We start from the raw sequence: 24,217 nt of genomic DNA on the forward strand, positions 1-24,217 counted from the left end.
GCCGAAGTCGGACACGAAGGCCGCTCCTGCGCCGCCGCGGCCGACGACGTCGCCGCCCGCCGCGAGGAACCCCTCGACCACGGCGCGGCCCGCGGCCTGTCGGTTGCAGCTGTTCCGGCCCGCGCCGTCCGACCCGGCTGCCCCGTTCCTCCCGTCCTGCCCCGTCTCTCCCACCCGTTCCAGCCCGTCCCGTCTCAGGAGGACCGATGCCGTCCCGCTCCGCCCGCTCCACCGGGATCGTCCTCGCCGCCCTCGGACTCGTCGCCGTCGTCCTCGCGATCGTGCTGCTCGTCCGGCCCGCCGGCGGGGGAGCGCCCAGCGCCGGCACGGCGTCCACGGGTCCGTCCTCGGAGCCGTCCGGGGCCGCTCCGCCGACCACCGCCGCTCCGGGCTCCGCCGAGGCGGCCGACGGCGCCGACGCCCCCGCACCGACGGCCTCCACCGCACCGTCCGGCACCGAGCCGGTCACCGGATCCGACGCTCCTCCCGCGATCGTCTCCTTCGCCTCCACCCCCGCCTCCGTCGACTGCGAGGGCGATCAGGAGCGAGCCGAGGCCGAGGGCGACAGCACCTCCCGAGAGCAGCAGCCAGGAGCCGGTCTCCACTCCGGTGGAGGGGAGGCCGCCGGGGCCGGTCGGCGCGGTGATCGGCGCGGCCGTGGCGGTCGGTCCGGCCGTTGGCACGACCGTCGGCACGACCGTCGGCTCCGGGGTCGCCGTGGGCTCGGGGCTCACGGTCGGCTCGGGCGTCGCGGTCGGCTCGGGCGTCGCCGTGGGCTCCGGAGTCGCGGTCGGCTCCGGAGTCGCGGTCGGCTCAGGCGTCGCGGTCGGCTCCGGCGAGCCGGTCGGCTCCGGCGTCGGCGTGGGCTCCGGGGTCCCCGGCAGCTCGACGGCGGCGCCCTCCGGCGCCACGGCGAGCAGCGCCCGGGCGACGTCGCTGAAGGCTCCGACCGGGTGGTTGCGGAACACCGGCGAGGTGCCGAAGAGGAAGCCCTCGGTGCCCGACTCCGTCGAGAACGAGACGGCCGAGGCCTGACCGGCCGCGTCGCTCCGGGACTGCCCCTCGGAGTCGACCCAGTGCCCGGCGACGAACGTGCCGTCCTCCGAGTAGCTCTGCTCGACCGCGACCGACTCGTCGAAGCCGCCGAACCACAGCGCGGGCGAGACGAAGGCGGTGTCCTGCGGGTAGTCGCCGAGGACTCCGCCGGCCGGCGTCTCGACCGAGACGATGCCGTTGGAGCCGCTGGTGCCGGTCTGCGCGGTCAGCTCGGCCAGGCCGAAGTCGGACACGAAGGCCGCTCCTGCGCCGCCGCGGCCGACGACGTCGCCGCCCGCCGCGAGGAACCCCTCGACCACGGCGCGGCCCGCGGCCTGCTCCGGGGTGAAGGAGAGGGCCCGTCCCACGTAGAGCACGTCGGCGCCGTCCAGAGTCGCGGTGCCCGAGGCGAGCGCGTCCGCGTCCACGGCGACCGCGTCGGCGAAGCCGAGCTTGGCCAGCGCGTCGCGGTCCTCGTTCGTGCCGGAGTAGGCGATGCGGAGGGTGTCGAGCGCCTTCCCGTCCTCGGCGCGCACGCGGTCGGCGGTGGTCGCGGTGAAGTCGACGCCGAAGACGGCGGCGGCCCCCTCGGCGGCGGCGAGTCCGGCGGCGTCGGCGCGCAGGGCGATGGTGCCGTCCTCGAACTGCTCGAGCGCGACTCCGTCGGCCAGCAGCGCGTTGACGGCCTGGTACTCCAGGACGCCGCGCGGCTCGAAGGCGAGGTAGTCGGCGCCCGCCGGGACGGAGCCGGTCGGAGCCACGGCGGTCACCGGCTCCAGGCCGACGGCCGGGAGAGCGTCCGTGGTGGAGCCGATCGCCTGCACGTCGGCGCCCCAGAGGAGCGAGAGGCTCCAGGCCGAGACGTCGTACATCTCGGGCACGCGGCTCGAGATGTCGCTGCCGTCGGCGAGGAGGACGTTGGCGAGGCCTCGGACCGACTGGTGCATGTCGACGAGGTAGGTGCCCGCCGGGTAGGAGACGCCTCCGACGCTCGTGGCGGACGTGGTCCGCGACACCTCGACGCCGTGGGCGAGGAGCTGCTCGACGAGGGTCTCGGCGTCCGAGACGGAGCGCTGCGTGCCGTCGACCGTAATCATGTAGGCGCGCGGGTACTCGGTCGTGTAGACGTCGGTCTCGTCCCAGATCTCGGTCCACTCGGTCGGCATGCCCGCGGGCAGGTCGGCCGCGGAGACGTCGGCGGGGATCTCGACGGCGGGGGCGCCGGTGACGCCGCGCTCGAAGATGGCGACCTGGTTGCTCAGAAGGGCGTCGCGATTGGCCTCGATGTAGTCGACGGAGGCGTCCATGACGATCCCGGCGACCTCGACGTCGATGTCCGCGTTGGCCTGGCCCTGGGCGATCTCCTCCGGAGTGGTGTTCGCCGTGCGGCCCAGCGGCAGCTCCACCGTGTTGGTGATGGCGCCCTGGAAGGCGACGTACTGCGGAGCGAAGATGGGGGGCCAGTCGTCCCAGCCCGCGCGGATGTCGCGGTAGGGGATGAGGATCTTCCCGGTGTTGTCCGTGGTGGCGCTGCCGTCCTCGGCGAGGTAAGTGTTGCCGGGCACGTCGGCCTCGACGACGCGGCGCTCGATCTCGAGTGCGGTCGCGTAGGCGTGCGGGAGGAAGAGGTCGTACTCGTAGTTCTCGCCGTGCGGCGGGCCGCAGGGCTCGACCTGGAGGATCCCGGTGTAGCCGTGGATGTCGATGAAGTACGTGGGCTGGAGGACGCTGGAGAGGTCGCGGATCACGGCCGCCTCGCTGGTCGCTCCGGTGATCATGTCGCGGTTCGGGTCGTAGCCCGCGGCGACGGCGCGCTGGCCGAGGGCCCGGCCGTCGGGGTTGTTCGTGACGGTGAAGTAGAGGCGGTTGCCCTCGAGCAGCGTCTCGGTCTCGGCGTCCTCGGCGGTGGCGACGCCCTCGATGTACTCGAGGATCGCGTCACTTCCCTCCCACTCGTTGCCGTGGATGTTGCCGTTGAACCAGACCGGCACCTTGTACCCGTCCATCAGCTCGACGTCGGCGGCCGCGGCGGCGGGCTCGTACTTGAGCCGGTCGCGCCACTCGGCCTGCTGCGCCGTCTCGGCCTCGGTCTCGGGAGCGGTGACGGTGACCAGATAGATGTCGCGGCCGAGGCCGGACTTCCCGACCACCTGGGTCGAGACCCGGTCGGAGCGGGCGGCGAGCGCGTTGAGCTGCGGCGCGATGGCGTCGTAGGGGGTGACTCCGCGCAGGAGCGAGGCGTCGGTCGGGTCGACGGGCACCTCGGTCAGCGGGGTCTGCTGCGGGTAGCTGGTCGGCACCGCGATCGGGGCGGACGGCGGACGCACGATGTCCACGCGGGTGTAGTCGGCGGGTGCCGCGGTCGTGGCGGTCGCGGGCGGCGCGACCAGGAGGCCGCCGGCGGCGAGCGCGAGCGCGGCGCATCCGGAGGCGAGGGCGGTTCGAGATCTCAAGCGGAGTTCTTCCCTTGTCGAGGCGTGACGGAACGGATCGGGCCCCCGTCGGCGTCTGGATCTCCGAATCGGATGTGAACCCTCTCAGGAAGATAGAGGCTCCATGTTTCCGTCGCGTGTCGGCCGGGTCAGGTCCGCGAGATGCCACATCGGTACGCCTCGGCGGGCGTGTCGCATACCGGACTGGCATCTCGCGGAGGGAGGACGGCCGGTCCGGTCAGAGGAAGAGGGAGAGGACGAGGGTCGCGCCGAGTGCGAGGACGGAGGCGAGGGAGACGCCGACGGTCACCGACTTGAGGGCGCCGCGGACCGACTGGCCGAGGAAGCTCTGCAGCAGCCAGAAGGTGTTCGAGGTGACGTGGATGCAGAACAGCGCGCCGGAGCCCGCGGCGAGCGCGATCAGCAGCGGGTCGAGGCCGAGCGTGGCGGCGACCGGCGCGACGACTCCGGCGGCCGTGATCGCCGAGAGGGTGACCGAGCCGACCGCGATGTGCAGCACGGCCGCCATCACCCAGACGAGCAGCAGCGGCGCGGTCGCCGAGGTCGAGAAGTAGCCCTTCAGGATCTCGCCGAGGTCGCCCTGCGCGATCACCGCGGCGAGCGCCCCGCCGACGCCGGTGAGCAGGAAGATCTGCCCGCCGTCCTGGAAGCCCTTGGCGACCGCCTTCTCCATCCGCGCAGTGCCCACGGTGGACCGGCCGACGACTCCGGTGCCGATCACGGCGAGGAGGAGCGCGATGACGGGGTTCCCGAGGAACTGCAGCACCGGCAGCTCGATCCCGGAGACGGTGAGCACCGCCTGCGCGGCGATGAGCAGCAGGGCGAGGAGCATGGGAGCGAAGAGGAGCAGGAGCGGGCGCTCGCGAGCGCCGTCCGGCTCGGCGGGGGACGGGCTCCCTCCGTCCGAGTCGTCGTGCGACGCGTCCACCGCCCCTCCTGGTGCGCCCGAGGACGCCCCGGGCAGCGCTCTCGCGCCGAACGTCGGCAGCCGAGCGGACTCCGCGGAGGATCCCGCTCCCACGGTCGCGAGGCCCGTCGTATCGTCGCGCACGACCAGCTGCTCGTCGCGGGCCGGGTCCCAGAAGCCGAGGCGGAACGCGAGCGACATCAGCAGGATCGTGACCACGACCGTCGGCGCCACCACCGCGAACCCGCCGAGCATCATCACGCCCAGGGGGACTCCGAGCAGCCCCGCGAGCGCGACGGCGGCGAACCCCGGCACCATCATCACGATGCCCGTTTCGAGCCCGACGGCGAAGGTGACGGCGACGATGCCGGTGCCGGCCCGCCCCAGCCGCGGTGCGATCCGCCGGGCGAGGGGGGCGGCGATCACGATCAGCGCGTCGACGAAGATCGTCTGCAGGTAGGTGGCGAAGGAGAGTCCGAGCGCGTAGGGGATGCCGCGGCGGCCGAAGACGCGCATCAGGCCCTCGACGAGCCGGACGACGGCGCCCATCTCGTTGAGCATCGCGCCGATGAGCACGCCCCACCCGATCAGGAGGCCCGCCTCCATCATCACCTCGCCGAAGCCGGTGGTCATCGTGGAGACGGTGTCGACGGGGCCGAGACCGGTGAGCAGGCCGATCGCAGCGGCTCCGACGGCCAGCGCCAGCACCGGGTTGAACCGGAAGCGCACGATCGCGACGACCACCGCGACGATCACGAGGGCGACGACGCCCAGGGTGTACCACTCGGGCATGACGTCCTCCTCCGCCCGCGACTGCGCGTGCCGTCACACCCTAGGGGACCGCCGCGCACCCCCTCGCCCCCGCCGGGCGCGGGGCCCTAGCGTGGACGCATGGCACTGACGCTCCCCGAGCCCCGACTCCCCTCCCTCCTCGACTCCCCCGTCCTGCGCTGGGGCGTCGTCGCCCCCGGCTCGATCGCCGGCTCCTTCGTCGAGGCGCTGCAGAAGCACACCCGGCAGCGCGTGGTCTCGGTCGGCTCCCGCTCGCTGGAGCGCGCGGAGCGGTTCGCGAGCCGGTTCGGGATCGAGCGGGCCTCGGCCGGCTACGAGGCCGTGGTCGAGGATCCGGAGGTCGACGTCGTCTACATCGCCTCCCCGCACTCGGAGCACGCCCGCCAGGCGCTGCTCGCCATCGCCGCGGGCAAGCACATCCTGGTCGAGAAGCCGTTCGCGCCGACCCCGGGCGAGGCCGAGATGATCGTGCACGCCGCGCGCGACGCCGGAGTGTTCGCGATGGAGGCGATGTGGATGCGCTACCTGCCGCACATGGACGTCGTGCGGCAGCTGCTCGCGGACGGAGCGGTCGGCGCGCCCGCTGTCGTCTCGGCCGACTTCGGCGCCGCCTTCGACTTCGACCCCTCCAGCCGCATCTTCGACCCGGCGCTCGCGGGCGGCGGCCTGCTGGACGTCGGCGTCTACGCCTCCTCCTTCGTCTCCATGGTGGCGGGCACCCCGCAGAGCACCGTCGTCGCCGGCAGCCTGACCTCGACCGGCGTCGACGCGACCGCGACGATCGTCGGCAGCCACGCGCACGGGGTGCAGTCGGTGGCCACCTCGACCGTGCTCGCCGACACCCGGCACGCGGCGAGCGTCGCGGGGCGCGCGGGGCGGATCGACGTGCATCCGTCGTTCTGGACGCCGGGCGGCGTGACGCTCACCCGCGGCTCCGAGAGCGGATCGTGGATCGACCGGACGCCGCTCCAGGGCGGCGAGGGCCTCGCCTGGGAGGCGCTGCACGTCGCGCAGTACGTGACGGAGGGGCGCAGCGAGTCGCCGCTGCACCCGCTCGACGAGGTGGTCGCCGTGGTGCGGACCCTCGACGACGCGCGCCGCCGGCTCGGCGTCTCGGTGTAAGGCGGGGCGGGCCGGGGTCTCAGCTCGGACTGCCGGGGCGGGTGCGGTGCGCAGGAGCGCGTGCGATCTGCAGGTGTGCGATCTGCAGGAGCGCGTGCGATCTGCAGGCGTGTGTGCGATCTGCAGGTGTGCGTGCGATCTGCAGGACGCTGGGTGATTCACAGGTGCGATTCGCAGGGGATCGGCCGAGTCCGGAGACGTTCTGCTCGCAGAACGAGGCATCTCGCTCGGATGCCCTGCAGACGGCACGATCCCCTGCAGGCCGCACGATCGCCTGCAAACGGCACAGTCGCCTGCAACCCGTAGAGTCCCCTGCAAACGGCACAGTCCCCTGCAAACCGCACAGTCGCCTGCAGACCGCACAGCGGCCCTCAGCCCGCCGGCAGCTCGACGCGGAAGCTCGTGCGCCCCGGCTCGGACGCGACGAGGACGCGCCCGCCGTGGGCGTCGACGACCGCCGCCACGATCGCCAGGCCCAGCCCCGTCGATCCGGTTGTGCGGGCTCGGGAGGAGTCGCCGCGGGCGAAGCGCTCGAACAGCACCGGCACCAGCTCCGGCGCGATGCCCGGGCCGGAGTCGGTGACCGTCACGACAGCGATCGGCCGCCCCTCCGCCACCTCCTCGGCGAGCGCTGCCACGATCCGGGTGCCGGGGGGCGTGTGCACGGTCGCGTTCCGCAGCAGGTTGGCGACCACCTGGTGCAGCCGGAAGGCGTCGCCGCGGATCTCGATCGGCTCCTCGGGGAGCTCGAGGTCCCACTCGTGGTCGGGGCCCGCGGCGTGCGCGTCCGAGAGCGCCTCGATCACGAGCAGTGTCAGATCCACCGGCTCCTTCTCGAGGTCGCGGCCCTCGTCGAGGCGGGCGAGCAGGAGGAGGTCCTCGACCAGCGAGGTCATGCGGGTGGCGGCGGACTCGATGCGGTCGAGGGAGTAGGCCGCCGATTCCGACAGCTCGGTCCCGCCGCGCCGGGGCAGCTCCGCGTAGCCGCGGATCGCCGCGAGGGGGGTGCGCAGCTCGTGCGAGGCGTCGGCGACGAACTGCCGCACCTTGTCCTCGCTCGCCTGCCGCGACTCCAGAGCACCGGTGACGTGGTCGAGCATGCGGTTGAAGGCGGCGCCGACGCGGCCGACCTCGGTGCGGGTGTCGGCGTCCTCCTCCGGGACCCGCTCGACCAGCTCGACGGCGCCGCGGTCCAGCGGCAGCTCGGCCACGCGGGTCGCCGTCGCCTCCACGCGCTCCAGGGGCCGCAGGGCCACGCGGATGATCACGGTGGCGACGAGGGCGACGAGCAGCATCGCCAGCAGCACCACCACGACGACCACCCAGGTGAGGGAGGCGAGCGTCTCGGCGACCTCACCCAGGGGGACGCCGACGACCACCACGGAGCCCTCGACCGCGGCCGCGCGCACGCGGTACGTCCCGAGGCTCCCGGACAGCTCGATGGTCGCCTCCTCGCCCCCCGCGGCGACGGCGGCCGCGAGCACCGAGTCGGCGGGGTCAGAGAACTGCCGGCAGACCCCGTCGGCATCGACGTAGGCGCCGATGAAGGAGCCGTCCGAGCCCTGGACGGCGGTGATGGTGCTGAGGTTCTGGCTCGGGCCGCTCCCGAAGGATCCGCTCGGGCAGGTCGTGGCCTGCTCGATCGCACTCGGCCCGCCGAAGCGGCTCGGCCCGTCGAAGTCCTGGAGGCGCGTGATCGACTGGCTGAGCGATGCATCCGTGCTGCCGTAGAGGATCGAGCGCGCCGAGAGCACGCTGACCGCTCCCACGACGCCCGCCGTCACCGCGACGAGCGCGACCACGGCGACGACCATCCGCCGCCGCAGGGTCCACGGCGCGCGCCGGCCGTGGCGGGAGCGGCGGAGGGCGGAGCGGGTCGCGAAGTCGCCGAGCGACGGGCGGCCGGGGCGGCTCACTGGTCGGCGGGCTTCAGGAGGTAGCCGGCGCCGCGCACCGTGTGGATCATCGGCGAGCGGCCGGCGTCGATCTTCTTGCGCAGGTACGAGATGTAGATCTCGACCACGCTCGACTTGCCGCCGAAGTCGTACGACCAGACCCGGTCGAGGATCTGGGCCTTGCTGAGCACACGGCGCGGGTTGCGCATCAGGAAGCGCAGCAGCTCGAACTCGGTGGCGGTCAGCTCGATCTCGTCGCCGCCCCGGCGGACCTCGTGGCTGTCCTCGTTCAGCACCAGGTCCCCCACGACGACCTCGGGGTCGTCCGCGTCGTTGGCGAGCAGGGTGCTGCGGCGGATGAGGCCGCGCATCCGCGCGACCAGCTCCTCGAGGGAGAAGGGCTTGGTGACGTAGTCGTCGCCGCCGGCGGTGAGCCCGGCGATCCGGTCGTCGAGCGCGTCCTTCGCGGTGAGGAAGAGGACCGGGGTCTCGCTGCCGTCGGCGCGGACCCGCTGCAGGACCTGGAGGCCGTCGATGTCGGGGAGCATCACGTCGAGCACGATCACGTCGGGCCGGAACTCGCGGGTGATGGTGATCGCGGCGCGGCCCTCGGCGGCGGTGCGCACCTCCCAGCCCTCGTAGCGCAGCGCCATCTGGAGCAGGTCGGTGAGGGTGCTCTCGTCGTCGACGACGAGGACGCGGATCGGCGTCCCGTCGGCCCGCTTGAGGCGGGTGCGCTGCGCGGGGGCGAGGTGCTTCGAGGGGGCCGGGGTGCTCATGACTCCAGTATCGGGAGTTCCCTATGGATCGGCTATGACCGGCCGATGCCCTCGCTGTGCGCTCCCGATGAGTCCTCGGCGGGATCGGCGTCGAGCTCCTCCGGAGCGATCGCGGCGGTGCGCGCGTAGCCGCGGACCCGTCGGTCGATGAAGGTCGCCGCCCAGAGCAGGACGCCGATCACGAGCAGCACCCCCGCGATCCCGTACTGGGCCGTGTCGCGCCCCGAGGTGATCGGCAGCACCAGGTAGACGCAGGCGATCGCGCCCAGCACCGGCAGCACGGTGGGGGTCCGGAAGTGCCGGTGCTCGACCGGCTGGCGCCGCAGCACCAGAACGGAGACGTTGACGACGGCGAAGACCGCCAGCAGGAGGAGGGAGGTCGTCCCGCCCAGCAGCACCGCGATGGGGTCGGAGGGGTCCCGCGACACGTAGGCGGTGAGGAGCAGGGCGATCACCGTCGTGAAGAGGATCGCGGCCCACGGCGTGCGCCGTCCGCGCAGCACGTTCTGCAGGAACGGCGGCAGCACGCCCTGGCGGCTCATCCCGTAGAGCAGGCGGCTGGCCATCATCATGTTGATCAGCGCGCTGTTGGCCACGGCGAAGAGCGAGATGAAGGGCAGGAGCGTCGAGATCGGGAAGTCGGGCGCCGCGGCCTCGACGACCGTGACGAGCGGAGTGTCGTTGCCCGCCAGCTCCCCCACGGGAACGATCGCGACGGCGAGCGTGGACACGAGCACGTAGACCACAGCGGTGATGCCGAGACCCGTGAGCATCACGCGCGGGAAGATGCGGCTGGGCTCCTTCGTCTCCTCCGCCATGTTCACCGAGTCCTCGAAGCCGACCATCGCGAAGAACGCCAGCGAGGTCGCGGTGCTCACCGCGAGCAGCAGCGACTTGTCCTCCGGTGCCTCGAACGCGACCACCCGCGAGAAGTCGGCCTGCCCGCCGAACACCGCGAAGAAGCAGACGAAGATCACCAGCAGCAGGCCCGAGAGCTCGATGAGGGTGAGCACCACGTTCAGCCCGACGCTCTCGGCGACACCGCGCAGGTTGACCAGGGCGATGCAGACCATGAACACCAGCGCGATGCTCAGGCGCGTCCCCGCACCGTCGCCGAGGCCGAACCCGATCGCGAAGTTGCTCGCGAAGGCGCCCGAGGCGGCGGAGGCCGAGGTGATCCCGCTCGCCATCACGGTGAAGCAGACGAGGAACGTGACGAAGTGGATCCCGAACGCCTTGTGCGCGTAGAGCGCGGCGCCGGCCGCCTGCGGGTACTTCGTCACCAGCTCCAGATAGGAGCAGGCGGTCAGGGTGGCGACGACGAACGCGATCACGAAGGGGAGCCACGCGGCCCCGCCGACCTCGGCCGCGACCTGCCCGGTGAGCGCGTAGATCCCGGTGCCGAGGATGTCGCCGACCACGAACAGCAGCAGCAGCTTGGGGCCGAGCACCCGCTTGAGCTCGGGTGGGGCGGCGGTCTCTCTCGTGGCGGTCATCGTCGGCCCCTCCCCCGTTGCGGATGTGCGCGAGCCTACGACCGCGGGCACCGCCCCGGGAAGAGCGGGCGCCCGGGGAGCAGGAGTCGACGACACCTGCGACTCCGCCGTCGCGCCGTGCGCAGCGACGCCTCCACCTCGCGGGCGGGAGGCTGCGCGAGGCGGTCTGACCGGATGCTGCCACGGCCGGAGCTTGCCCGAGCGTCCAGCGGAGCCCTCCCTCTCCGCGGTGCAGCGATCGATCCTGCAGGGCCTCGCCGCCGGGCTCACCGACGAGGCGCTCGCGGCACGGCTGGACCTCAGCGTGCGCACCTGCCGTCGGCACATCGCCGGTCTCTTCGATCTGCTCGGCGCCGAGAGCCGCTTCCAGGCCGGCGTGCTCGCGGCCCGGCAGGGCTGGCTGCCGGTCCGGCCGCGCTGACGCCGGCCGTCGCCGCGCTCAGCGGCGGAGCGGTCGTGCCGGAACGGCGTGTCCGCTAGCGGACACGTCCGCTTCCGGCTCTTGTCCCGGCGCTCTCCCAGGTCGAACATGGGGACCGCCGCCGACATCCGATGACGGGCGGCCTCCGCACCGCGACTCCGTACCCGACGGTGCCGCGGCATCGACGCCCGCGCCGTACCCGACGGACCGCGGCGCGTCAGCGACCTGAGCCGAACGCGCGCACAGGCGCTTCTCCGGCGCGACGTCCGGCACCCCCGACCGACGACGCATCGGGCCTCCGCTTCCGCCTACCCGAAGAGCTCACCCATGAACCCCAGTACCCCCGCCCGGTCCAGTCCTCCCGCTCCACCCGAGATCCGCCCGCTCCTGACGCGCCAGCAGCGCGTCGCCAGCCCCCGTGCCGTCACCAGCCGCGCCAAGCAGCAGTCGCCCTCGCTCATCATGATCGTGCTGCTCTCCGGCGCCGGCGCTCTGCTCTACGGCGCGTTCCTGCTCAACCCGCGCAACATCGGCGACCCTCTCCCGTTCGCCATCGTCATCATCTGCGAGCTCTACCTGATCGGCCAGGCCGCGCTCACGATGTGGACCGCCCTCTCGAGCACGTACGACCCGCGCGACTCCGCCTTCCACTCCGCCCGAGCGACGCTCTACGGGAGCCCGGTCGACGGCATCCCGATCGGCGAGGACCTTTACCTCGGCCGCCGCCGCATCACCGTCGACGTCTTCATCACGACCTACAGGGAGGACCCCGCGATCATCGAGGAGACGGCCCGTGCTGCCCGCGACATGCGCGGCACCCACGTGACGTGGCTCCTCGACGACGGCGACGACCCGCAGGTCGCCGCGATCGCCGAGCGCCTGGGCGTCCGCTACGTGGTGCGCGAGGACCGCGCGGGAGCCAAGGCCGGCAACGTGAACCACGCGCTCCGTCTGACCGACTCGGACTTCGCCGTGATGATCGACGCCGACTTCGTGACCGTGCCGGAGTTCCTGGAGGAGACTCTCCCGTTCTTCGCCCACGACGACGTCGCCTTCGTGCAGGCCCCGCAGGTCTACGGGAACGCGCACAACTTCATCTCGCGCGGCTCCGCCTACATGCAGATCGTCTTCTACGCCCTCACCCAGCCGGGCAAGAACAAGTACAACTCCGCCTTCTGCGTGGGCACCAACGCCGTCTTCCGCCGCAAGGCCCTCGACGACATCGGCGGGATGTACGAGGGCTCGCAGTCCGAGGACATCTGGACGTCGATCTTCGTGCACGAGCGCGGGTGGCGCTCGATCTTCGTTCCGATGACCCTCGCGGTCGGGCGCACGCCCGAGACGATCGAGGCCTTCGTGCGCCAGCAGGTCCGCTGGGCCGTCGGCGGGTTCGAGATCCTGCTCAAGCACAACCCGTTCTCGCCGAAGCGCCGGCTCACGACCGATCAGCGCGTGCAGTACTTCATGACCGTCACGTTCTACTTCACCGGGATCGTGCCGCTGGGCCTGATCGTGCTGCCCCCGCTGCAGATCTACCTGAACATCACGCCGGTCAGCCTCGAGGTGCCGCTCGTCGAGTGGATCCTCTTCTACTGCGGGTTCTACGTGCTGCAGATCGGACTCGCGCTGTTCATCATCGGCTCGTTCCGGTGGGAGACGCTGCTGCTGTCGACCGTCACCTTCCCGATGTACACGAAGGCGTTCTTCCTCGCTCTCGCGGGCCGGAAGCCGGCCTGGACCTCGACGGGCGCGACCGGGCAGGCCGCCTCGCCCTTCAACTTCATCAAGGTGCAGATGGTCTTCCTGGTGTTCCTGGCCGCGACCTCCGTCGTCGGCTTCCTGAAGGCGGAGTGGACCGCGGAGTACTCGGTGGCGCTCGCCTGGAACGTCCTGAACACCCTCACGCTCGGAGCGTTCGCGGTGATCGCTGCGCGCGAGCACGTCCTCCTGAAGCGCGCCGCCCGGGCCGAGGTGGTCGCTCTGAGCGGCCCCGCCGCCGCGGGCCGCCTCGGACTCGCCGTGGGTGCGGCATGACCGCGCTGCGCTGGCTCGGCTTCCTCGCCTCGTGCGCCCTCGCGCTCGGCGTCGCCGCCGCCGGCCTGGTCTACGCGAACAACTCGTCGCTCACCGTGCGGGCGGCGAGCGCTCAGCTCGTCACCGACGAGTACTCGCTGGGCACGCCCTACGCGGGCACGATCCAGGACCTCACGATCTCCCGCGGCGACACGGTCGAGAAGGGCGATGTGCTCTTCAGCCTGCAGAGCACGGTCCTCGAGTCCGACATGCAGACGAAGACGTTCACCAGCGCCGATGTCGGCTACCGGATCGAGGAGGGCGGCCTGATGGTCTTCACGGCGGCGCTGGACGGCGTGGTCACGTCGGTCGACGCCGAGATCGGCTCCTTCGTCGAGGAGGACCAGATGATCGCGGTCGTCGCGATCTCGGACTCGATCCACCTCGAGAGCGAGTTCGTGCTCGGCGCCCGGGACTACTCGCGGGTACCGATCGGCGGCACCGTCGCCGTGGCGATGCCGGACGGGACGACCGTCGACGCCGAGATCTACGACGTCGAGGTGGAGCGGTTCCACGAGGGGCGGGCGACGACCGTCATCCGCGCGCGCACCGACGAGATCACGACGCAGGACTACACCGTGGTCGGAGCTCCCGTCGCAGCGGAGGTGCGGCTCCGCGACGACGGCGACGGCTTCGGCGGCTGGCTGGTCGCCCAGCTCGGCAGGCTCTTCACGCCCGGCGGGTTCGCGCGGTGAGGCGCGGGGCGGGGGCAGCCCTCCCTCTCGCCCTCGCGCTCGCGTGCCTCACCGGATGCACGTCCGACGGCTCCGCGTCCGACTGGGCCGCGGCGGCGTCGGTGCACGCGCGGGAGCTGCCGCAGGTCCCCGGCCCCTACGCGGGGACGCCGCGGCTCGCCGAAGGGGTGCGCCCGCCGACGAACTCGTGGGTGTCCGGACCGGTGTTCGGGGAGGACCTCCCGCTCTACACGGGGATCCTCTCCGTCACTCCGCGCGCCGACGGCTTCACGGTGGGCCTCCCGATCGTGGAGGCGGCTCCGCGGACCGTCTACGCCCTCGCCCGGGACGACCTCACCGTGACGGTCCCCTCGAGCGCCGTCACACTGTCGGCTCACGACGACCTCGTCGCGCACTGGAGCCTCGCGGGTGCCGGTGAGCTCGTCGCGGCTGAGGGCTGGCCCTACGCCTCCTACCGGACCGAGAGCGCCCAGACGGTGCTGATCGGAGGCGCCACCGCTCCCGAGCGCGCGGCCGACGAACTGCTCCTGGTCACCGCGGGCGGACAGCGGTACGGGCTGGTGGCGCCCGCCGCCGCCCTCGACACGTTCCCCCGGATGACGCTGGACGGCACGCTGCTCCTCTTCGCGGTGCCCCCGGGAGCGAGCGGTGCGCGGATCGACGAGCTACGGCGTCGCGCAGTGCCCCTCGAGGGCGCGAGCGTCTCCCACGACGTCACGGCGAGCACCACCACCACGACCTACGCGCTGCGGACCGAGGGCGGCGCCGAGACGTTCTTCGGCCTCGGGGCCGAGGGGGCGATCGGCTACGACACGCTCTACGGCCGGGTGGGGCTCCGTGCGGGAACCTCCTTCTCCAGCGCCGCGCCCTCCCTCGTCGAGTCGGGGGCGCTCGATCTCGGCTCCCTGACGGTCGAGGAGCGGACGACGCTCCGGACGCAGGTGCCGCTCGACGCCGCGGCCACCCGCTTCGCCGCGCCCGACACCTACGGAGCCGGCAAGGAGCTCTACCGCGCCGCTGCTCTGCACCGTCTCGCCGTCGACCTCGGCCTGGAGGAGGTGGCGGCCGACCTGCACGACCGGATCGCCGCCGAGCTCGACCAGTGGCTCGACCCGCGCGGCTGCGCACCGGGCGCCGTGAAGTGCGTCGTCTACGACCCGGTGCTCGGAGGCGTCGTCGGCTCCGCGCCCTCGTTCGGGTCCGACGCGTTCAACGACCACCACTTCCACTACGGCTACCTGCTCTCCGCCGTCGGGATGCTGACCGCGGAGGACCCGTCCCTCCTCGAGCGGTACCGGACCGTCGCGGACCTGCTCGCCCTGGATCTCGCCTCCCCCGTCGACACCGCCGAGTTCCCGCGGCTGCGCGTGTTCGACGCGTACCGCGGCCACTCCTGGGCCTCGGGGCTCGCTCCAGCCCGCGACGGCAACGACCAGGAGTCGGTGTCCGAGGCGGTCAACGCCTGGAACGGCCTCGCCCTCTGGGCCGCCGCCTCCGGGAACGCGCCGCTGCTCGAGGAGGCGCGCTGGCTGCTCTCCCTCGAGACGCAGGCCGCCGCTGACCTCTGGCTGAGCCCGGAGACGCCGGTCGGCTTCGAAGCGCCGTTCGTCGCGATCAACTGGGGCGGCAAGCGCGACTACGCCACCTTCTTCGACGCGACCCCCTCGGCGCTGCTGGGGATCGAGCTGATCCCGATGCCGCCGTCGACCGCGTTCCTCCCCGACCCCTCGCGGGTCGACGAGCTCGTGGCCGGAGCCTCAGGCGCGCCGCTCGCCGACTACGTGCTGATGCTGCAGGCGACGAGCGATCCGGCCGCAGCTCTCGCGCGGGCGGAGCGACTGCCGGACTCCTCGATCGACAGCGCCGACTCGCGCAGCTACCTGTTGGCGTGGATCCTCACCCGCTGATCCCGCGCAGCCCGCTCAGCCCGCGTGCGCTCCGAGGAACGCGAGCGCCCGCGGCCAGGCGTCGGTCGCCGCCTCGGCCTGGTACGTCTGCTCGTTCGCGTCGTTGAAGAAGGCGTGGCCCGCTCCCGGGTAGACGACGACCTCGACGTCCTTGCCCTCGGTCGCCTCGCGGAGGCGCGGCACCTGCTCGACGAGGGGAGCGTCCTGGTCGCCCAGGAAGGCCAGCACCGGCACCTGCAGAGCGCCGAGCTCCTCAGCGGAGGCGGTGACGTGGCCGTAGAAGGGCACGGCCGCCGCCAGACGCGGCTCCGCGAGCGCGAGCGCCCACGAGAAGGTGCCGCCGTAGCAGAACCCGGTGACGGAGACACTGGTCGCGCCCTCCTGCCGCAGGAGCCGCTCGACGAGGGCGCGGAGGATCGCGACGGTGCGCGTCGCGTGCTCCGGGGTGAAGACGGGGGCGAAGAAGGTGCGCAGCTCGACCTGGCGCGGCAGGCGCCGCACCGGGTGGTCGTAGTCCGCGCGCTGCTCCTCGTCGAGCTGCTCGAGCAGGCCGCTGTCGGCCAGGAGCTCGGGGGCGACGACGCTGTACCCCTCGGCCGCGTAGCGGTCGGCGACCGAGCGGATGTGCCCGTCGACCCCCCAGACCTCGTGGATCAGGATCAGCACCCGGCCGCCCTCACCGCTGCGGTACACCGGTACGTCGTGCTCGGCCAGGGTCCAGGTCTCATCGCTCGTGGGCATGCTCGCACCCTAGCCCCGGATCCCGGGAGCACGCGTCTCAGAAGTCGTACTCGCAGTTGCGGAGGTTCGCCACGTCCTCGGTGAGCGTCGGCTCCCCGCCGAGCAGGAACGCGTAGTTCTTCGAGCTGGAGGCCATGAAGGCGAGCGTCGAGTCGTGCACGCAGTCGCGCTCGGTCAGCAGCACGGACGAGCCCAGGGCCGCCGCCGTCGTCGCTCCCGAGAGGGCGTCGGCGAAGGAGGACCCCGCGGCGAGGAAGACGCTGTCCTGCAGCAGCGACTGGGGGTAGGCGCTGTTCAGCTCGACGCTCGTCTCGTAGCGGTCGCGTCCGGCGATCCTCGAGACCGAGGGGGCGAGGCCGCGACGCGCGAAGTCCGCCACGTACGCGTCCCGGATGGAGGGGTCGCCGCCGAGGAACTCCACGTGCTCCGGGGCCAGGTCCCGCACTGCGGTCTCGGTCGCGGAGTCGGCGCTCGAGGTCGCTCCGTCGACCAGCAGGACGGGCTGCGCACGCCAGCCGGCGATCGGCGCGGCCGACAGGGCGTCGGGGAAGTTCGTGCCGGTCGCGACGAACATGTTCGAGAAGGGGCCGGTGCCGAAGGCGTCCGCGACGATCCGGCGGGAGGTGTCGTAGCGGTCCGTCCCGCCGATGCGCTCGGTGCCGCCGACGATCGAGCGGATCGCGGAGAGGACCCCGGCGCTCACGCTCAGCTCGCTGCCGACGACCACGACCCGCTCCGGGCGGAGGCGGCGGATCTCGTCGGAGACGACCCGCGGCAGCCGGTCGGGATCGGTGAGCAGGAGCGCGCCTCCGAGGGCGGCGGCGGCCGGGCCGGCGCTCAGCGCATCCGGCCAGTTCGCCCCGCTCGCCACGTAGAGCACCGGGATGCCCGGGGAGAAGTAGCTCGTCGCCTCCACCGAGGTCGCGTAGCGGTCCGATCCGGCGAGGCGGCCGGTGTACTGCTGGTAGTCGCTGCTCAGCGAGAGGTCGATCCCGGCGGCCGATCCGCCGACCGGGACGCGCACGTCGCCCGCGTCGCCGGAGCGCAGGACGTGGTCCCAGTAGCTGTCGTCGATCACGTCGTTCTGGCTCGACGCCCGGACGAGGTAGTCGCCGGGGACGACCTGCTGGAACGAGTACGGGTTGTCGCCGCCCGTGATCAGATCGAGCTCGCCGGTGCGGAAGTAGCCGTCGGTGCCCGGGTCGCGGTACCAGATGTCGACGCGCTGGTCGCCCGCGACGCCGCTCAGGCGGCCCTCGAGCGAGCCCAGCCGTGCGGTGCGCAGCTGCACGCCGGCCGCAGGGGCCTGGAGCGGCTCGGCGCTGCGGGCGACGGCGCTGCCGCCGGACCAGAGGTCGGCGTACAGGTCGGCGTTGTCCTTGATCAGCAGGTAGTAGGTCTGCCCGGCGGTGAGCCCGTCGATGCTGAAGGTGAGGTCGCCGGCGACGGAGCGGTTCCCGAGGAGCCCCGCCTCGCTCGACCAGACCTCGACGTTCAGGAGGGCGCCACGAGGGGTGGTGGTCGCGATCGAGCCGTCGGCCTCCTCGACCACGACTCGGCCGCTGATCGACGCGGCAGCGCTCGCGCGGGCGGCGCTCGGCGCTTGGTCGGTCGCGGCGGGCAGGGGGGACTCGGCGCTGGGCTGCCAGAGCGGCTGCCCCTCGGGGAGCACGATCGAGCGGGGCGCGTCGGAGGCGGCGACGGAGGCGACCGACGGCGCGGCGGCCGGTGCGGCGGAGGCGAGCGGGCTGGAGGTGATCGCCAGGGCGGCGACGAGGACCGCGGAGGCGGCGGACCTCAGAACGAGCGGGGACACGGCGGAGTGCCTGCTTCCAGGAGGAGGTCGCCCTGCGGCCGACCCGGCGGAGGGGATCGCGCTCATGCTAGCGGCGGTCCGCGCCCCGTCGCCCTCCCCGATCAGGGGTCAGGAGACGGGCGGCGCGACGAGGATGTCGTCCCACTCCAGAGCGCGCTCGAACCGGAAGCCGTGCCGCTCGTAGAGGCGCCGGGCGTCGCTGCGCTTCAGCACGTCGAGGCGGAAGGGCAGTCCCGGCCGCGCCTCCTCCGCCATCACGCGACGGAGGACGGCGCCGCCGATCCCCCGGCCCTGCACCTGAGGCGCCAGGTAGAAGTGCTCGATCCAGACCGCGTCCGGCTCGACCCGCGCGGCGATGCTCCCGGCGAAGGCGCCGTCGAGCTCGATCACCCGGGTGAGCTCGGGCCGGTAGCCGTCGAGGAAGCGGTGCCGCACGCGGTGCTCGTCGTAGCGGTCGAGCGTCTCGAGCGACGGGCGCATGACGACCGCGCGCAGCTCGGCGATCGCCGCGGCGTCCTCCGCGGTCGCGGGGCGGAGCGACCAGCCGGCGTCGTCGGCCACGGTCAGCGGCCGCGCGGCTTGCGGGTCCGCCGCACGGCCGGCGCGGCCGCCTTGGCGCGTGCCGGCTTCTTCTTGCCGCCTCCGGCCCTCTCCGCCTTCTCGCGCGCCTCCCGCGCCTTCGCCTTGGCGGCCTTCGCGCGCGACTCGACCTTCGGTGTCGCGGCGGTCCCGCGGGTGGTGTTCGCGCTGCGTCCGCGGACGACGCCGATGAAGTCCTCGACGTCGTCGCCCTTGTCGTCCGTCACCCAGGCCAGGCGGACGGAGGAGGGAGCGACGCCGGTCAACGGCACCGCGGTCACGTCCTTGCGGCTGTGCACGCGCGCCACCGACTGCGGCACGATGAGCACGCCCACGCCGGCCGCGACCTGCTCGACCGCATCGTCGAGGCCGGCCATGCGCGGCAGCGGGCGCCGCGAGCCGTCGGCGAGCTCCTCGGCGACGGCGGCCCACTCCGGCACGTCCGCCGGGTCCTGGAGGAGGTGCTCGCCGGCCAGCTCGGCGATGTCGAGCTCCTCCGCGGCGGCCAGGGCGTGCTCGCGGCCGACGACGGCGACGGGCTGCTCGTCGTAGAGGTGGATGGAGCTGAGGGCGGAGGAGGAGACGTCGCCGCGGACGAACGAGAGCTGCGCGCGGCCCTCGAGCAGCGCCCGCTCCTGCTCGCGCTCGGCGACGACGGTGATGCGCAGCGGGAGATCGGAGCGGCGCTGGCCCCAGACACGGGTCCACTTGGTGGGGGTGACGCCGGGCACGAGGGCGACGGCGAGCACGGGGCCGGCGGGGACGGCGTCGGCGTCCTCGACGTCGGCGTCGGCGTCGTCGGAGTCGTCGGAGTCGTCGGAGTCGTCGGCGTCGAGGCCCTCGAAGACGCCGTCGGTGTCGTCCGGCTCGGCGCCGACCGCGTCCACTGCGCCCGCCGCGCCCTCCGGACGCCCCTCCGCCTCGGGAGCGGCCTGCGGGTCGACGGTCTCGGGCTGCTCGCTCATCCCCTCAGGGTAGGTGGTCCGCGCCGCGCCGGTAGGGTTGCCGCATGGCCAAGGCGACACAGACGATGAAGGCTGCGACCGCGGCGAAGAAGCTGCAGGTCTACCTGCCCGCGACCCCGGAGGAGTTCCAGGAGTCGGCGATCACGCGGGAGCAGTACGACGAGCTCGCGGCGAACCCGCCCGCCTGGCTCGTGCAGCTGCGCGAGGAGGGGCCGCACCCCCGCTCCGTCATCGCCTCGCGGCTGAACGTCTCCATCTCGGGGCTCGCCCGCGGCGGCGTCACCGAGGCGCTGACCACTCCCGAGATCCAGGCCCTGCTCGACGAGGTCCCCGAGTGGCTGCGCGTCGAGCAGAACCGCTATGCGGAGGTCCGCCGCGAGCAGGCCCGCATCAAGTCCGAGCGCGCCGCCAAGGCCGCGGGCTGACGCTCCCTCTCCTCGTCGGAGGGACGCCGCCAGGGTCCGCGCAGTGCGCTGCGGATCGAGGCGGCGTCCCTCCGAGCAGGGCCGCCGGCTACTGGTTCGAGAACGCCGCGTCGAACGACGCGGTCGGGGTCTTCCAGAGCAGCGAGCGGATGAAGCCGACGGCCTCCTTCGCGCCGTGCAGGCGGTCCATCCCGGCGTCCTCCCACTCGATGGAGATCGGGCCGGAGTAGCCGATCGACTCCAGCGCCCGGAACGCGTCCTCCCACGGGACGTCGCCGTGACCGGTCGAGACGAAGTCCCAGCCGCGGCGGGGGTCGCCCCAGGGCAGGTGCGAGCCGAGCGCGCCCGCGCGGCCGTTCTTCGGGCGCAGGCGGGTGTCCTTGCAGTCGACGTGGTAGATCCGGTCCTTGAAGTCGACGATGAAGCCGACCGGGTCGATGTCCTGCCACATCATGTGCGACGGGTCCCAGTTGAAGCCGAAGGCCGGGCGGTGCCCGATCGCCTCGAGGGTGCGCACGCTCGACCAGTAGTCGTAGGCGATCTCGGACGGGTGCACCTCGTGCGCGTAGACCACGCCGTTCGCGTCGAACTCGTCGAGGATCGGGTTCCAGCGGGTCGCGAAGTCCTCGTAGCCCTCGTCGATGACGGAGGCCGGCACCGGCGGGAACTGCGCCACGTAGGGCCAGATCTTCGAGCCGGTGAAGCCGACGACGACGTCCACGCCGAGCTTGCGGGCGACCCGCGCCGAGCGCTTCATGTCCTCGGCGGCGCGCTGCCGCACTCCCTCCGCGTCGCCGTCGCCCCAGGTGTAGTCGCGCACGAGGGCCTTGTGGCGGAAGTCGATCGGGTCGTCGCAGACGGCCTGGCCGGTGAGGTGGTTCGAGATCGCGAAGACCTCGAGGCCGTAGCGGTCGAGGACCTCCAGGCGCGAGGCGGCGTAGGCGTCGTCCTCGTCCGCGCGCTTGAGGTCGAGGTGGTCGCCCGAGGCCGCGATCTCGAGTCCGTCGTAGCCCCACTCGGCGGCGAGGCGGGCGACCTCCTCGAAGGGCAGGTCGGCCCACTGCCCGGTGAACAGCGTCACGGGACGGGTGGCGGGGTAGGTCTTCTCGTCGCTCATGCGGCGATCTCCGTCCGGTCGTCGGCGGCGGGCACGGTCACCCAGGCGCCTGTCTCGGCCGCGTCGAGCACGGCCTCGGTGATGCGCGCCGCGCGGAGGCCGTCGGCGAAGGTCGGCAGACCCTCGACGTCGGCGCCCGCCACGGCGGCGTAGGTGTCGCGGGCGAACGCCGTGAAGGCGTCCTGGTAGCCCATCGGATGGCCGCTCGGCACGATCGAGAGCCGGGCGGCGTCGGGCGCGAGGATCGAGGCGTCGCGCGGCACCAGCAGGGCGCTGTCGCGCCGTCCCACCCACAGCGTCTCGGGGAGCTCCTGCTCGAACCGCAGCGACTCCTCCAGCCCGGAGACCTCGAGCACCAGCTCGTTGCGGTGGCCCGCGGTGACCTGCGAGACGAGGAGCGTGCCGACGGCGCCGCCCTCGAGCCGGACGATCAGGCCGGCCACGTCCTCGGTGCGCACCGGGCGGCCGCCGCGCTCGGCGTGGACCGTGCTCGTGATCGCGGCGAGCGAGTCGATCCGGTCGCCGGTGACGAACTCCAGCAGGTCGACCAGGTGCGAGCCGATGTCGCCGAAGGCCCGCGAGCGGCCGCCGGCGGCCGGGTCGACGCGCCAGTTGTCGTCGGAGGCGCCCAGCAGCCAGTCCTGGAGGTAGCTCCCGCGGACCGTGACCAGGCGGCCGGTCTCGCCGGAGGCGACACGGGCGCGGGCCTCGCGCACCATCGGGTGGAAGCGGTAGGCGAACGGGACGGTCGCCACCACGCCGGCGGAGGACGCGGCCGCGGCGAGCGACTCCGCCTCCCGCAGCGTCGCGGCGAGCGGCTTCTCGCAGACCACGTGCTTGCCCGCCTCGATCGCCGCGAGCGCGAGTGCGGCGTGCGTGGCGTTCGGGGTGCAGACGTGCACGAGGTCGATGCTGTCGTCCTCGATCAGGGCCCGGGCGTCCGGGTAGGCGCGTTCGACGCCGAGCTCGGCCGCCGCCCGCTCGCCCTTCTCGCGGGTGGAGGAGGCGACGCCGGCGAGCACCGCTCCGGCGCTCCGGGCCGCGCGGCTGTGCACGGCCGCCATGAAGCCGCCGCCGAGCACGCCGACGCGCAGGGGTGCGGGCATCAGGAGAGGGTCGCTTCGGTCGGGTCCCAGCTCTCGGGAAGTGCGGGGCGGGGCGTCACGGAGCTCGTGACGAGGACCTTCTCGCCGGTCTCGGCGGCCTCGAGGAGCGAGAGCATCACGTCGGTGACGTGGTACGCCAGGTCCCCGGAGGCGGCCTCGGGGCGGTCGGCCCGGATCGCACGGGCGAGCTCGAGCACGCCGGTGCCGCGGGAGGCGGTCGAGCCGGTCGCCGCGAGGACCTCCGGCTCGGCGGACCCGCGGCGGTGCAGGGTGATCTCGCCGTCGTGCTGGTTCGGGTCGGGGAGGACGAGGGTGCCCTCGGAGCCGTTGATCTCGACGAAGCCGGTGCGCGGCAGGCTCGAGTCGAAGCTCCACACACCCTGGGCCGAGGCCCCGGACTCGAAGCGGAGCAGCCCGCCGATGTGCGTCGGGATGGTCACCGGGAACTCGGTGCCCTCCTTCGGGCCGGAGCCGACCACGCGGGTGGCGCGGGCCTGGGACGAGACGGCGGTGACGCTCTCGACGGGGCCGAGGTTCTGCACGAGCGTGGTGATGTAGTACGGGCCCATGTCCAGCAGCGGCCCACCGCCCTCGGCGAAGAAGAACTCCGGGTTCGGGTGCCACGACTCGGGGCCGGGGCCCTGGAAGAGGGTGAGGGCGGAGAGCGGCGTGCCGATGGCTCCGCTCTCGATCACGCGCTGCGCCGTCTGGAGGCCCGCGCCCAGGAAGGTGTCGGGAGCGGTCGCCACACGCAGCCCCTTCTCCTTCGCCAGCGCGAGCAGCTCGATCCCGCTGTCGCGGTCGAGCGAGAAGGGCTTCTCGGTCCACACGTGCTTGCCCGCCTCGACCGCGCGGCGCGCGACCTCGACGTGGGCGGCCGGGATCGTGAGGTTCACGACGATCTCGATGCCCTCGTGTGCGAGGAGCTCCTCGACGGTGCCGGAGGCGGGGACGCCGAACGCCTCGGCCTGGGTCCTCGCCCGCTCGAGGTCGATGTCGGCGACGAAGAGCACCTCGAGGTCGGGGAAGACGGTGAGGTTGGTCAGGTACTGGGTGCTGATGTTGCCGGCGCCGATGACGCCGACGCCCACGCGGCCGGTGCCGCTCATGCGCCGAGCCCCGAGACGTAGCGGTGGGCCGACTCCAGGCCCTCGAAGATGTCGCCGGCGTAGGCGTCGAACTCCAGCACGGGCAGGGCCTGCGGAGCGGCGGCGAGGATCGCCGGGACGTCCATCGCGCCCTCGCCCGCGGGCAGCTGCTCCTGGGTGTCGGCCGAGACGGGTCCGTCCTTCACGTGCAGGAAGCGCACCTGGCCGCCGAGGCGTTCGAGCACCTCGACCGGGTCGTCGCCGCCGACGGCCGCCCAGTAGGTGTCGAGCTCGAGGACCATGCGCGGGTCGAGCAGGCCCGCGAGGTGCTCGAAGGCGCTGCGGCCGTCGACGCGGTTCTCGAACTCGAACGCGTGGTTGTGGTAGCCGAGCACCAGGCCGCGGGCGGCTGCGGAGTCGACCAGCGCGTTCAGCTCGTCGGCGATGCGGGCGACGTCGTCCGCGGTGGTCCAGCGGGTCGGATCGACGAAGGGGTCGATCACGGTCTCGACGCCGAACGAGGCGGCCGTGTCGAGGATCTCGTCCACGGTGGCGTCACCCTGCGGGCCGAGGAGGCGCGCGTGGGCGCTGGGAGCGCGCAGACCGCTGGCCGGGAGCGCCGCGCGGTAGGCGTCGGCCAGGTCGACGAACCCGAAGAGCTCGACCGTGGTGAAGCCGATCGCCGCGAGGCGCTCGAGGGTGGCGGGCAGATCGGCCGCGAGCGGCTCGCGCACCGAGTAGAGCTGGACAGAGAGGTCTGAGGGTGTGGCCACCGGTGGGGCTCCTGATCGCATCGGAAGGTGTG

General features: G+C 73.0%; 19 protein-coding genes. 6 read left to right on the plus strand and 13 right to left on the minus strand.

Features of this window, described 5'->3' with window-relative positions:
- Window positions 1-194: 194 nt before the first annotated feature.
- Window positions 195-3,488, minus strand: a complete 3,294-nt coding sequence (locus C5C24_RS08580) for a M14 family zinc carboxypeptidase (protein ID WP_104304765.1) — start codon at window positions 3,486-3,488, stop codon at window positions 195-197.
- 217 nt (window positions 3,489-3,705) lie between these two features.
- On the minus strand, window positions 3,706-5,187 hold the full coding sequence (locus C5C24_RS08585; RefSeq protein ID WP_104304766.1) for a GntP family permease: 1,482 nt from the start codon (window positions 5,185-5,187) through the stop codon (window positions 3,706-3,708).
- A gap of 99 nt (window positions 5,188-5,286) precedes the next feature.
- Here C5C24_RS08585 and C5C24_RS08590 point away from each other — a divergent pair, with 99 nt between their 5' ends.
- Window positions 5,287-6,309 (plus strand): Gfo/Idh/MocA family protein, encoded by a 1,023-nt coding sequence (locus C5C24_RS08590; RefSeq protein ID WP_104282056.1) that lies wholly within the window; start codon window positions 5,287-5,289, stop codon window positions 6,307-6,309.
- 371 nt (window positions 6,310-6,680) lie between these two features.
- On the opposite strand, the gene C5C24_RS08595 is transcribed toward C5C24_RS08590, so the two are convergent.
- Genes C5C24_RS08595 through C5C24_RS08605 form a run of 3 tightly spaced genes read right to left on the minus strand, consistent with a single transcriptional unit; the run spans window position 6,681 to window position 10,479 of the window.
- The gene (locus C5C24_RS08595; protein ID WP_219812851.1) at window positions 6,681-8,225 is read right to left on the minus strand and encodes a cell wall metabolism sensor histidine kinase WalK; all 1,545 of its coding nucleotides are present in this window, start codon (window positions 8,223-8,225) and stop codon (window positions 6,681-6,683) included.
- Complete coding sequence (locus C5C24_RS08600; RefSeq protein ID WP_104223650.1) at window positions 8,222-8,983, minus strand: response regulator transcription factor; 762 nt, start codon at window positions 8,981-8,983, stop codon at window positions 8,222-8,224. Before C5C24_RS08600 ends, C5C24_RS08595 begins: the two co-directional genes overlap by 4 nt.
- A gap of 32 nt (window positions 8,984-9,015) precedes the next feature.
- Window positions 9,016-10,479, minus strand: coding sequence for an APC family permease (locus C5C24_RS08605; RefSeq protein ID WP_104304767.1), 1,464 nt, complete (start codon window positions 10,477-10,479; stop codon window positions 9,016-9,018).
- 229 nt (window positions 10,480-10,708) lie between these two features.
- On the opposite strand from C5C24_RS08605, the gene C5C24_RS18415 reads away from it, so the two are divergent.
- The 4 genes from C5C24_RS18415 (at window position 10,709) to C5C24_RS08625 (ending at window position 15,575) form a co-directional block, all read left to right on the plus strand.
- The gene (locus tag C5C24_RS18415) at window positions 10,709-10,900 is read left to right on the plus strand and encodes a response regulator transcription factor (protein WP_258065110.1); all 192 of its coding nucleotides are present in this window, start codon (window positions 10,709-10,711) and stop codon (window positions 10,898-10,900) included.
- Between the two features lie 327 nt (window positions 10,901-11,227).
- Window positions 11,228-12,934, plus strand: a complete 1,707-nt coding sequence (locus C5C24_RS08615) for a glycosyltransferase family 2 protein (RefSeq protein ID WP_104304769.1) — start codon at window positions 11,228-11,230, stop codon at window positions 12,932-12,934.
- Window positions 12,931-13,668, plus strand: a complete 738-nt coding sequence (locus C5C24_RS17925) for a biotin/lipoyl-binding protein (protein WP_181135509.1) — start codon at window positions 12,931-12,933, stop codon at window positions 13,666-13,668. The genes C5C24_RS08615 and C5C24_RS17925 overlap by 4 nt, the downstream gene beginning before the upstream one ends.
- On the plus strand, window positions 13,665-15,575 hold the full coding sequence (locus C5C24_RS08625) for a glycosyl hydrolase (RefSeq protein ID WP_104304770.1): 1,911 nt from the start codon (window positions 13,665-13,667) through the stop codon (window positions 15,573-15,575). Before C5C24_RS17925 ends, C5C24_RS08625 begins: the two co-directional genes overlap by 4 nt.
- A 15-nt stretch (window positions 15,576-15,590) precedes the next feature.
- Here C5C24_RS08625 and C5C24_RS08630 read toward each other — a convergent pair whose 3' ends face one another.
- The 4 genes from C5C24_RS08630 to C5C24_RS08645 form a co-directional block, all read right to left on the minus strand.
- Window positions 15,591-16,316, minus strand: a complete 726-nt coding sequence (locus C5C24_RS08630) for a dienelactone hydrolase family protein (protein ID WP_104304771.1) — start codon at window positions 16,314-16,316, stop codon at window positions 15,591-15,593.
- A 37-nt stretch (window positions 16,317-16,353) separates the two neighbouring features.
- On the minus strand, window positions 16,354-18,132 hold the full coding sequence (locus tag C5C24_RS08635; protein ID WP_104304772.1) for a cell wall-binding repeat-containing protein: 1,779 nt from the start codon (window positions 18,130-18,132) through the stop codon (window positions 16,354-16,356).
- 108 nt (window positions 18,133-18,240) lie between these two features.
- On the minus strand, window positions 18,241-18,693 hold the full coding sequence (locus C5C24_RS08640; protein ID WP_258065112.1) for a GNAT family N-acetyltransferase: 453 nt from the start codon (window positions 18,691-18,693) through the stop codon (window positions 18,241-18,243).
- A 2-nt stretch (window positions 18,694-18,695) separates the two neighbouring features.
- Entirely contained in the window at window positions 18,696-19,676 is a 981-nt protein-coding gene (locus tag C5C24_RS08645; RefSeq protein ID WP_104304773.1) for a LysR substrate-binding domain-containing protein, read from the minus strand.
- A 44-nt stretch (window positions 19,677-19,720) separates the two neighbouring features.
- Between C5C24_RS08645 and C5C24_RS08650 the strand changes: the two genes are divergently transcribed.
- Entirely contained in the window at window positions 19,721-20,101 is a 381-nt protein-coding gene (locus tag C5C24_RS08650; RefSeq protein ID WP_104282051.1) for a DUF5997 family protein, read from the plus strand.
- Between the two features lie 88 nt (window positions 20,102-20,189).
- Here the strand turns inward: C5C24_RS08650 and C5C24_RS08655 are convergent, their stop codons facing one another.
- From C5C24_RS08655 to C5C24_RS08670, 4 genes are read right to left on the minus strand one after another with little or no spacing between them, the layout of a single operon-like run.
- Entirely contained in the window at window positions 20,190-21,218 is a 1,029-nt protein-coding gene (locus C5C24_RS08655) for a sugar phosphate isomerase/epimerase (protein WP_181135510.1), read from the minus strand.
- Window positions 21,215-22,324, minus strand: coding sequence for a Gfo/Idh/MocA family protein (locus tag C5C24_RS08660; RefSeq protein ID WP_104304774.1), 1,110 nt, complete (start codon window positions 22,322-22,324; stop codon window positions 21,215-21,217). Before C5C24_RS08660 ends, C5C24_RS08655 begins: the two co-directional genes overlap by 4 nt.
- Window positions 22,324-23,433, minus strand: coding sequence for a Gfo/Idh/MocA family protein (locus C5C24_RS08665; protein WP_104304775.1), 1,110 nt, complete (start codon window positions 23,431-23,433; stop codon window positions 22,324-22,326). The genes C5C24_RS08660 and C5C24_RS08665 overlap by 1 nt, the downstream gene beginning before the upstream one ends.
- Window positions 23,430-24,185, minus strand: a complete 756-nt coding sequence (locus tag C5C24_RS08670; RefSeq protein WP_258065114.1) for a sugar phosphate isomerase/epimerase — start codon at window positions 24,183-24,185, stop codon at window positions 23,430-23,432. The genes C5C24_RS08665 and C5C24_RS08670 overlap by 4 nt, the downstream gene beginning before the upstream one ends.
- Window positions 24,186-24,217 lie beyond the last annotated feature (32 nt).

Source organism: Rathayibacter sp. AY2B3 (genome assembly GCF_002931755.1).
In the GTDB taxonomy this organism is placed as follows: Bacteria; Actinomycetota; Actinomycetes; order Actinomycetales; family Microbacteriaceae; genus Rathayibacter.